Raw genomic sequence first — 9427 nt, 5'->3', positions numbered from 1 at the left:
GAGTAGGGGCGGGAGCCGGGGCCGCGATCATTGCGCAGCCGTACGCCATAAACCCGGCGACGCGGACGCCCGTCCCCCGGATACTGGTCGCCCATGGATGAGGTCGAGGTCGTCGTCGCCCACTCCGAGCGCGCGACCCTGCGCGTCGGGGACGTGTTCCTGAAGGTGGACGCCGATCAGGCGCGCACCGCCGTCGAGGTCGCGGCGATGGCCCTGGCGCCGGTCCCGACCCCCGAGGTCCTGTGGCGCAATCCGCCCGTGCTCGCGATCGCCGCGGTACCGGGGAGGGCGCTCGGCAGCCTCGGTGAGCCGTCGACCGCGTCCTCGGCGGCCTGGGCCGCTGCGGGGGCCGCCATCCGGAAGCTGCACGAGGCGCCGTTGCCGCCCTGGCCCGGCCGGGGAAGAGGGCTCGCCGAGTTGACGGCGGACCTCGACCGCGAGTGCGAGTGGCTCGTGACGAACGGCGTTCTGCCCGGCGACCTGGTCACCCGCAACCGCCGGGTCGCCGAGGCCGCGCTACGGCCGTGGACGCCGATGTTCACGCACGGGGACCTGCAGATCACCCACATCTTCGTCGACGACGATCAGGTCACCGGCATCATCGACTGGTCCGAGGCCGGCCCGGGCGATCCCCTGTTCGACCTCGCTACCCTGACGCTCGGACACGAGGAGCGCCTGGGCGACGTGCTCGTCGGCTACGGCACCGACGTCGACCTTGACGTTATCCGCGCGTGGTGGTCGTTGCGCAGCCTGTTGGTGATCCGCTGGCTGTCCGAACACGGCTTCGACCCGTTCGCGCCGGGCTGCGAGGTCGACGTGCTGAGATCCCGGATGTGAGAGGAAGGCCCGTGCACCGGAGCGAGGACCAGATCTTGGCCGAGGAGCTTGGTGCTCTTGGCGCGTTGAGCGGGGGGAGCGGTGGACTGGTCCGGGTTGTGGCCAACCTGATGAGGAAGAACGTCCATGAGATCGATCTGGTCGCAGCCCTGCCGTTCGAAGCTGTGGTGAAGCTTGTCTCCGCCGTGCTCGGAAGCGCGGGCCGTGCGGTCGACAGCGTGTCCGTCGGTTCCGGGGAGGAGGAGACGATCCGCGTCGTGGTCGGCGGCGGCGCCGGCGGGCTGAACCCTGCCGTGGTGACCGCGCGGGTGCTGAAGGTCGACGAGAACAGCTCGGAGATCTGGCTTCGCGCGGCCGCCAAAGAGGGCCTGATCAGGCAGCGAGCGGGGGAGAGGACCGCTGCCCGCATCGCCGCACTGCTGAGCGAAGCGACTGGAGCGGGCGAGGCGTACGGAGCGGGCAAGGCAGGCGGGTGAGGCCGCTCGGTCGGTCGTGTGCCCCGAGACCGCCATTGCGGCGCACCACCGCCTGATCGGTACGGCTGCCGCAGTCACCGCCGGTCCCCGTAAGCGCCCTTTCGGCCCTGACCGAAAGGGCGCGCGGACGTGTCTCGCGGGTCGCCAGGCTTGGCGCACGACCGAGCCGTAGCGAAAGCGCACCGATCAGAAATGGGGAGACAAGGATGCTTGAGCTGAACCGCGGTGGCCGCCGCAGGACGATGGCGATGGCGTTCGCCGCAGCTGCCTGCGCGAGCGTTCTCACGTTGCAGGGCGCTCCCTCCGCCCATGCCGCCAGCTCTTATGACGGCGCGGACCCGGCCGCCACGGGCTGCGCCTCGAACGCCAAGACCCTGGCCTCCGCGCCGCTCTACCTGCCCAACACGACCAGTCAGGCCGGCACCATCGAGATGCGCTACAGCAACACCTGCATGACCCAATGGATCCGCGTCCACTCCAACACCACCATGTGCAGCGGTGAACCCTGCCGGAACAAGGCGGAGATCACCCGCCCCGCCGGGGCGGACGGCCCGGCCCTGACGGTGGGACGCGGCAACGTGGCCGCGGGGGAGCCGTATCAGTGGAGCCTGATGGTCTACACCCCCAACACCCGCTCCTGCGGGACCGGCAACGCCGACACGGGCAGCAGCACGGCCTACCCGTACGGGGAGTGGGGACGCCAGATCTGCGGCTGATTCTGGTCGAGTCGCCGCCAACTCGTAGTGAAGTATCCAATGTGACGGGAGAGTTGAGATGTAACGGGTCATCAGGGGAGGAGGCCGTGGCATGCGCGCACTGCGTGGTGGGGTGTACGTGGCGGCGTTATTGGCGGCTGCTTCACCGACGTCGTGCACGACCGACGGACGCAGCAGTGAGGCGCGGGCATTCGAGGAAGCACTCCAACCGCTGCGGCAGGCGCAGACGTTCCGCATGGTGGGGGAGTTCCGCGGTCCCGACGGGGCGAGGGTCGGGTTCGATGCCCGCCTCGACGGTCGTGGCGCCTGCGCGGGAACGGTGGGGAACGCGGAGAGTGTCCTGGTCGGCGAGCGGGTGTGGACCCGTTGGCCCGACGATGCACTGCCCGCGGCCGTGAGCAGGCTGGCCGGGGACACGGATACCGCGTCGGTCGACCCCGCCGCCGACCTGACGAAGGACCCGCAGTGGACTGCGGTCAAGCTGCTGCGGGGTGCGTACATGGTCACGCGCCTGCCGAGCGAAGTCCCGGAGACGGAAGGTATCGCCCCGGTGTGCCGGACGGGACGGCTGCTGGCCGGAGCCGGGACGAGCGCGGGCGACGTGATCTCCGGCCCGGAGACAGTGCGAGACGGGGTGCGTCTGCGCCCCCTGACCAGGACCGTCGGCCCGGTGACCGTCCGGGTCTACGTGCCGGCGCAGGGCGAGCCGGAGGTGCGGCTCGCCGAGTACCAGGTCGAGGGGGGCCGCAGTTTCTCGGTCCGGTTCAAGGAACTCGGCAGGCCCGTCGCGGTCAGTTCGCTGGAAGGGGAGCAGACGGTCGCGTCCGAGGACGTCATGACGGTCCTTCACCAGGGTGGTGCCTGACGCGTCCTCCCCTGAGGCGGCCGACACCGGCACGGCCCGCCGGCGCGATGCCGACGGGCCGTGACCGGACAGCGAGTCAGGGCTTTCGCAAGGTGCTTCAGCTGATGAAGGAGCCGGGCGCGCAGGCGGTAGAGGTCACCCAGGCGTGCGACTCGATGCTGTTGTTCATGTTCGCGTTGTTGGTGTAGTGGTTCCGGCTGAGGTCGTCCACGTACTTCTCGCCCGGCAGGAGGCAGCCGTACGAGGTGTCGTCGTAGCTCGCGCGCCAGTAGAACGCCACGACGTCCTTGCCGCCGACGAAACCGCTGTTCATGACGGACGACGCGCGGTTCACGTCGTTGCCCTGGAAGGGGCCGAAACTGTCGCCCCACTCGGGGTCGTTGCCGGGCGTGACACCGAGGAGTTCGCCGCCGCAGTCGGTGCCGTCCCAGGCGCGGACGTTGCCGTCGCGGCCGTGCGAGTTCCAGTTGGCGTTGCAGCCGGGGCCCGCGTGGGCGGTGGCCGGGATGGCGATGCCGAGGGCCGCGAGGCCGAGGGTGGCGAGGGAGACGGTCAGCTTGCGCATGACGGATTCCTGTTCTGCTTGCGCCTCGTGGGAGGCGTGATGGGGTGATGATCCGCGAGCGTGGTCGCGGGGTCCGTCCGTGACGCGGGGCCACGGAAGTCGGGGTGGGGGCCGCCCGGATCAGGTGCGGGCGGGGACCAGGTGCTCGGCACGCGTGAGGGCGTCCCGCTGCATCCGCAGATGGGTGTCGAGGGCGTGGCCGTACTGTGCGGCCAGTTCGCCGACGTAGTGGGCCTCGCGCCGTTCGCCGATCGCGCGGAGGGAGACGGAACGGGCGCAGGAGGCGTCGGCGACCGCGATCCGGGTCTCGTTCGTGAAGGTCCTGGCCTCTTCGGCCCGGTTCTGCTCCGCGCTGTGCTCGCGCGTGGACCGGCGTGCCGCGTCGGGGTCGGGGAAGGGGTGACCCGCCTTGCTCATGCAACGCGACCAGGCGGTCACCGCGCTCTTGAACTCCTTGTCGCGCAGCAGCTTGCCCACGTACAGGGGGCGCAGGTTGTTGACGGTCGTCTCGGAGCGGAACCATGCCTCCGGATCGCCGTACAGGCTCTGCTGGGCCTGGCGTGCGCAGCCGCCGGACTGCTTGGTGATCGTGCCGCCGGACGGTGTCCGCAAGGTCAGCACCACGGCGTCCCGGCCGCCGTCCATAGCGATGTCGAAGGCGTTCTGGCGGGAGCGGGAAAGGGACGCGCGGTAGGCGATGTTGGGGTTGCGGAGACGGGCGCGGTCTTCCTTGGCGCTGATCCGGCTGCCGTAGCCGTGGCGGCGCGCCCAGGCGACGTCGTCCTGGACGTAGCCGAGCGGCCGGCTCTCCTCCAGGCTCAGCGGCTTTTCCTCCCAGTAGCGGAAACCCTGCTTCCGCATGCAGAGGGCGACCAGGTGCTGCTCGGCGTCGGAGATCCGCAGGTCCTGGGCGTAGGTGAGCTTCGTACCGGCTGTGGTGGCCTTGGCGTTCGAGGTCGGCGAGGCGGTGCGGGCGGTGCCGGTGCCCGCCGTGCATCCGGTGAGGACGAGCGAGACCAGCGCGGCGATCGCACCCACCGAGGTGCTCACGCGTCGCGTGCTGCGTCCACGCGGTACCTCCGTCCGGAGGGGGGCGTCGGTGCGCTTCATCGTCATGCTCCCGGGGCGAAGTGGCCTGCGCTTACGTCCCGTTGACGCCCCGAACACCACCTCCGTATGCCCCGTGAACGGCAGTTTCTTTTCTTGCCCCGACAGTCATACGGACCCGCCCCTCGAACCGTCCTTTCTGCATGCCCAGCGCCTTGCTTCGGGTCGCTGGCCCAGGCTGGGGGCGTCGGGAGGCGGGTCGTTCTGGGCGTCGGCACCGGAATCCGTGCTCACCACAGCGAGCCCGCCGCGCGTGCCGGACCATGCCTGGTGCCGGCTTCTAGAACCGCTTCCAGTGGCCTTCGGAGATCACCTCGACCGCGCCGTCGGTCACCTTGAGAGCAGTCTGCTCGTCAATCGCGTAGGCCGGTCCCGCGATCTGAGTCGCCCATCGCTCTGCCGCGGCCATGGTGTTCTCCGGACAGGCCGGATGATCCAGGTGCGGGAAGATCGAGAAAGCAACCAGGCCCAGCGCGCTGTCACCGCCGGTGAGAGGCCGCCAGCCCACGAAGTCCTCTCCGATGCGGGGCGTCATCACCATGCTTCCGGCGCTGAGTCCCACGTAGACCGTCCCGTGCAGCGACGGCAGAAGGTCGGCCAGCCCGGATTCCCGCATCCAGTGGCACAGATACAGCGCGTCACCGCCGTTGACCAGGAGGACGTCGGCCTCCCGGACCCAGGAGACCCAGCGCGCCTTGTCGATGCTGGGCAGCGCCGTCAGTTCCAGTACTCCCACCGACTTCCAGCCCAACTCGGTCATGGGGCAAGGGGACTGTCCGCTGATGAAGCGCCAGGGGCCGCCGGGATCGGCGTCCGGGGCCCCGTATCCCGCGGTCGGGATGCACAGAGCGTTGGACTCGGAGATCGGCTTGCCCAGGAGGTCGAGCAGAGCCGCGTTGATGCTCGGGTTCTTGATGCCGGAGTCGGTGAGGAGAAGTTTCATCGTGTCCGTCCCGAGGCCCTGGTGCAGCCACCGCCATGCCCTGGGTCGGTGACGCGGGCGCCGCTCGTTGCTCGTCGCGTCCTGCCACGCTCACTGCCTTCGTTCATTTCCACCCACATCCCCGGCACGCAAGCAGCGGACCTCGGCGGCTCGCCGCGCGCAGACGGCTCCTGGGCCGACCGGCTTCAGGCTGCTCACCGTACGAGAGGACGCTGGACGAGCGCAGGATCTCCGCGCTGGAGGTGTCTCGCAGCACCTCTCCGCTCGATCCGAGTCGGCCCGAGCCGTCGTACATCGTAAAGATGCCGGTCGTAGGCATGCGAGAGCCCCGGCTGGACGGGGGAGGCCAGCCGGGGCTGTGGGTGGTGGCGTGCGGAGGGTGGTCGCCTCTCGGCGGGGTGCTCCATGGGGCTTCAGCCGAACGATCGTCCCCATGGGCGGAGGGTGAGGCCCGGGGACACTGTCCCCTCCGCTTGCCACATACAGGTGAACGGCCGACCGCTGCGTGGTGTTCCCGCGTGCCGCCTCGGTGGAGGTGAGCTGCGGCACACCGGCCGGTTGGTCAGTCGGTGAAGTCCGCTACCAGGGCGGCGAATTCATCAGGCGTGGCCAGGCGGACACCGAGGTCCTCGGCCTTGGCGCGCTTGGATCCGGCGCCTTCTCCGGCCACCACCAGGGTGGTCTTTCTGGAGACGCTGGAGGAGGAGCGGCCGCCGGCGCGTTCGATGAGTTCGTTCATCTGGTTGCGGCTGAGCTTCTCCAGTACGCCGGTCATCGCGCCGGTGACCACGACCGTCATCCCGGTCAGCGGCCCGGCGACCCCATCCGTGCTGTCCGCGGCGGCGTCACCGGCCGCGGGCGCCGGTGGGGTCGCGCCGGGTTCGGTCATGTTCACCCCTGCCGCGGCGAGTTTGTCGATGAGCGGGGCGAGTTCGGCGAGTTCGGCGACGATCGAAGGGGCCTTCTCGGTGCCGATGCCGTCGACCCGCTGCATCGCCTCGGCGTCGGCGGACCGGATGTGGTCCATCGTGGCGAAATGGCGGGCGATGCGGCGGGACATGGAGCGCCCCGTGCCGCGGACCCCGAGCGCGCACAGGACCCGCGACAGCGGTCGGCCCTTGGCCGCGGCGATCGCCCCGAGCAGATTGTCGGTGCTGGTCGCGCCCATCCGCTCCAGCGCCAGGAGCTGGTCACGGGTGAGGGTGAACAGGTCGGCGAGATCGGCCACCAGTCCGGCCTCCACGAGCTGTACGACGCGGGTGGCGCCCAGGCCCTCGATGTCGAGCTGGTCGCGGCCGGCGGCGTAGGACAGGGAAGCGACCAGGTGGCAGTTACGGCCCTGCTCGCACCGCCAGCGCTCCTGGCTGGTGTCGATGCCGGAGCCGCACCGTGGGCACACCTCGGGGAACACGATCGGCTGCTCGTCACCGGTGCGCAGGTGGGCGACCGGCGCCTCGATGCGCGGGATGACATCACCGGCGCGATGGACCATGACATGGTCCCCCAGGCGCAGGTCGCGGCGGGTGATGTCGGCCGGGTTGTGCAGGGTGGCGTAGGTGATGGTGGCGCCCTCGATCTCGACCGGTTCCAGGACGCCACGGGGCGCGATGATCCCGGTGCGGCCCACGTTCCACTCGACCTCGACCAGGCGGGTGATCTTCTCCACGGCGGGGAGCTTGTACGCGATCGCCCAGCGGGGCGCACGCGACCCGGACCCCGCGGCCAGCTGGTCGGCGGCCAGGTCGGCCTTGATGACGATGCCGTCGATCCCGAACGGCAGCTCGGCGCGCAGCGCGGCGATCTCCCGGACCCTCGCCAGGACTTCCTCCACGGACGTGGCGACGATCCCGGGGACCGAGGTGGCGGCCGGGGTGTGCACCCCCAGCCGGGCGGCCAGGATCATCAGGTCACTGTGTGCGAGCCCGTCAAGCCGCTCGGCGAAGTCGGCCCCGGTGTCGGGCAGGGGCAACAGGCCGTAGCCGAAGAACGTCATCGCCACCGTGTACGCGCGGTCCCTGGCCCGCAGGGAGCCCGCGGACGCGCCTCGCGGATTGGCGAAGGGCTGCCCGCCGTGTGCGGTGCGCACCTCGTTGGCGTGCTCGAACTGGGCCGTCGTCATGAGGACTTCGCCGCGCACCTCCACGGTGACCGGCTCGGTCAGTTCCTCGGGGAGGCCCTCAAGGGTGCCGATCGCGTGGGAGACGTCCTCCCCGGCGATCCCGTCGCCGCGGGTGATCAGCTGCTTCAGCCGACCACGGGTGTACCGGGCCGCGACGGCCAGCCCGTCGAGCTTCGGCTCGACACTGAACCGGGTGAGATCGTGGCCCACCCGGCGGGCCAGCGAGTCGGTCCAGGCCGTGAACTCCTCCGGCGAGAACACGTTGTCCAGACTCAGCATCGCCACCGTGTGCGGCACATCGCCCTCGACCGCGCCGCCGGCGACCTTGCCGGTGGGGGAGTGCGGCAACACCTGCTCGGGATGCGCGGCCTCCCACTCGGCGATGCCGCGCACCAGCCGGTCGAAGGCGTCGTCGTCCAGAGGAGAGGTCCCGCCCTCGTAGTAGGCGGCTGCGGCCTGGACCGCGTCCTCGACCGCCTGCGCGTAGGCAGCGGCATCCAGGATCTGCGCAACGGGTGTCGTCATGCAGGTCATCTTGACGGCTGCCACTGACAACGCCCCTCGCCGACGGCCTGGGGGCAGTCACTCCGAGCCGTCAGCAAGCGTGCGTCAGGGCCCGCCTGCCAGCGCCTGCGAGGATCTGCCTGTCAGCCAGGACCGGCCTGTCAGGACCTGCCTGTGCGAGCACGCCCCACAGCCGCCCCGTCGCCGGGCGCGGCGCGCCCCTCCGTGCGGTAGTCGTAGTACGCCCATACCACCACCGCCACACCGGCGGTGAGTCCGACCGTCACGATGCGTACGGCCCCGCTGGTCAGGGCGGCGGCCAGACCGGTGAGTCCCGCACCGGACGCCATGAGAAGGCGGCTGACCAGGCGCTGCCTGGTCGTCTGGGGTTCCTCCCGGTCCTTGAGATCGTGCACGGCGTCACGAGCCGGATGCGCGGAACCGCGACGGGCACGTGCCCGGTATGTCAGCCCGAAGCTGATCAGTGCGTACAGCGCCACAGCCCCGAGGGTCCAGAGCCAGACGTACGGGTCGTCACTCGATCCTCGTGCCAGATGCATGACGCCTGTCCTCCACAGGGGGCTTCACCGGTGAGCGGAACTCAACTTCGTTCGTCTTCACGGGCGGCGGCGGCAGCCGGGTCGGCCGGCCGGAAGCATGCCGTCACCGTCTTGCCGTGCCGCTGGCACCTCGTACCCCACTCGTCGGCGAGCTTGCCCACGATGGACACCCCGCGGCCGGAGACCGCGCCCTGCTCGGGTTCGCGCTGCTGCGGCAGCGAGGGATCCTCGTCGTGCACGCTCACCTGAAGACAGTCGCCGTCCCAGGTGAGCACCAGATGTGCGTCGCTGCGCGCGTGGACGTGCGCGTTGGTGATCAGCTCGGACACCGCCAGCACGATGGCGTCCACCGTGTCCGGTTCGGTGGCGGTCCAAGGCAGGGACTCAAGACGCCTGCGTGTCCACTCCCGGCCGACCCGCACCCCTTCGGACATGGGGAACGAGTGCGCCCACCCCATAGCCTTCACCGCCACTGCCCGACTTCCTCTCCTCGAACCACCGAACGTCGCGTGCACGCTCCGTATACCCGGGCCCTCACTGAACAGGCCTGACGATGCCCGCTCGTCGGAGGGAGACAGGTGCCCCGTCCGCCGCCTCGCTACCGGGACTATTCGCAGTGCACCGGGCTTCAGCCCGGTGGTGAAGCGAATCTGAGAGCTGCTCTGACCTCAGCTGTGTGCACGGATCCGCACTGTTCACCTCAGCCCGGGTCAGAGCGGCCGGTTCTGCTGCTCG

10 protein-coding genes are annotated in these 9427 nt (G+C 70.2%); 4 read left to right on the top strand and 6 right to left on the bottom strand.

Translation table 11 applies throughout. From position 1 onward, the window contains the following. Positions 1 to 93 precede the first annotated feature (93 nt). The 4 genes from EHS43_RS28175 (at position 94) to EHS43_RS28160 (ending at position 2894) form a co-directional block, all read left to right on the top strand. Positions 94 to 837: a phosphotransferase family protein gene (locus tag EHS43_RS28175; RefSeq protein WP_125193552.1), complete on the top strand. Its 744-nt coding sequence runs from the start codon at positions 94 to 96 to the stop codon at positions 835 to 837. A gap of 11 nt (positions 838 to 848) precedes the next feature. After that, on the top strand, positions 849 to 1313 hold the full coding sequence (locus tag EHS43_RS28170; protein WP_260470745.1) for a hypothetical protein: 465 nt from the start codon (positions 849 to 851) through the stop codon (positions 1311 to 1313). 206 nt (positions 1314 to 1519) lie between these two features. Continuing rightward, positions 1520 to 2029, top strand: a complete 510-nt coding sequence (locus tag EHS43_RS28165; protein WP_125193550.1) for a DUF2690 domain-containing protein — start codon at positions 1520 to 1522, stop codon at positions 2027 to 2029. A 91-nt stretch (positions 2030 to 2120) separates the two neighbouring features. After that, on the top strand, positions 2121 to 2894 hold the full coding sequence (locus EHS43_RS28160; protein WP_125193549.1) for a hypothetical protein: 774 nt from the start codon (positions 2121 to 2123) through the stop codon (positions 2892 to 2894). 97 nt (positions 2895 to 2991) lie between these two features. On the opposite strand, the gene EHS43_RS28155 is transcribed toward EHS43_RS28160, so the two are convergent. From EHS43_RS28155 to EHS43_RS28130, 6 genes are all read right to left on the bottom strand, one after another. Further along, positions 2992 to 3459 carry a hypothetical protein gene (locus EHS43_RS28155; RefSeq protein ID WP_125193548.1) on the bottom strand — a complete coding sequence of 156 codons (468 nt, stop codon included), beginning with the start codon at positions 3457 to 3459 and terminating at the stop codon, positions 2992 to 2994. Positions 3460 to 3579: 120 nt separating this feature from the next. Next, the gene (locus tag EHS43_RS28150) at positions 3580 to 4509 is read right to left on the bottom strand and encodes a hypothetical protein (protein WP_260470744.1); all 930 of its coding nucleotides are present in this window, start codon (positions 4507 to 4509) and stop codon (positions 3580 to 3582) included. Between the two features lie 337 nt (positions 4510 to 4846). Continuing rightward, positions 4847 to 5509 (bottom strand): Type 1 glutamine amidotransferase-like domain-containing protein, encoded by a 663-nt coding sequence (locus EHS43_RS28145; protein WP_125193546.1) that lies wholly within the window; start codon positions 5507 to 5509, stop codon positions 4847 to 4849. 562 nt (positions 5510 to 6071) lie between these two features. Beyond that, a complete protein-coding gene (gene ligA / locus EHS43_RS28140; protein WP_125193545.1) occupies positions 6072 to 8153 on the bottom strand; it encodes an NAD-dependent DNA ligase LigA in 2082 nt (693 codons plus the stop codon). A gap of 140 nt (positions 8154 to 8293) precedes the next feature. Continuing rightward, positions 8294 to 8692: a hypothetical protein gene (locus EHS43_RS28135; protein WP_125193544.1), complete on the bottom strand. Its 399-nt coding sequence runs from the start codon at positions 8690 to 8692 to the stop codon at positions 8294 to 8296. Positions 8693 to 8733: 41 nt separating this feature from the next. Continuing rightward, positions 8734 to 9165: an ATP-binding protein gene (locus EHS43_RS28130; RefSeq protein ID WP_125193543.1), complete on the bottom strand. Its 432-nt coding sequence runs from the start codon at positions 9163 to 9165 to the stop codon at positions 8734 to 8736. Positions 9166 to 9427: the final 262 nt, after the last annotated feature.

It is taken from the genome of Streptomyces sp. RP5T (assembly GCF_003933965.1).
GTDB lineage: Bacteria > Actinomycetota > Actinomycetes > Streptomycetales > Streptomycetaceae > Streptomyces.
The sequence above is the reverse complement of the archived record's forward strand: the minus strand, read 5'-3'. Positions and strand labels throughout refer to the sequence as shown.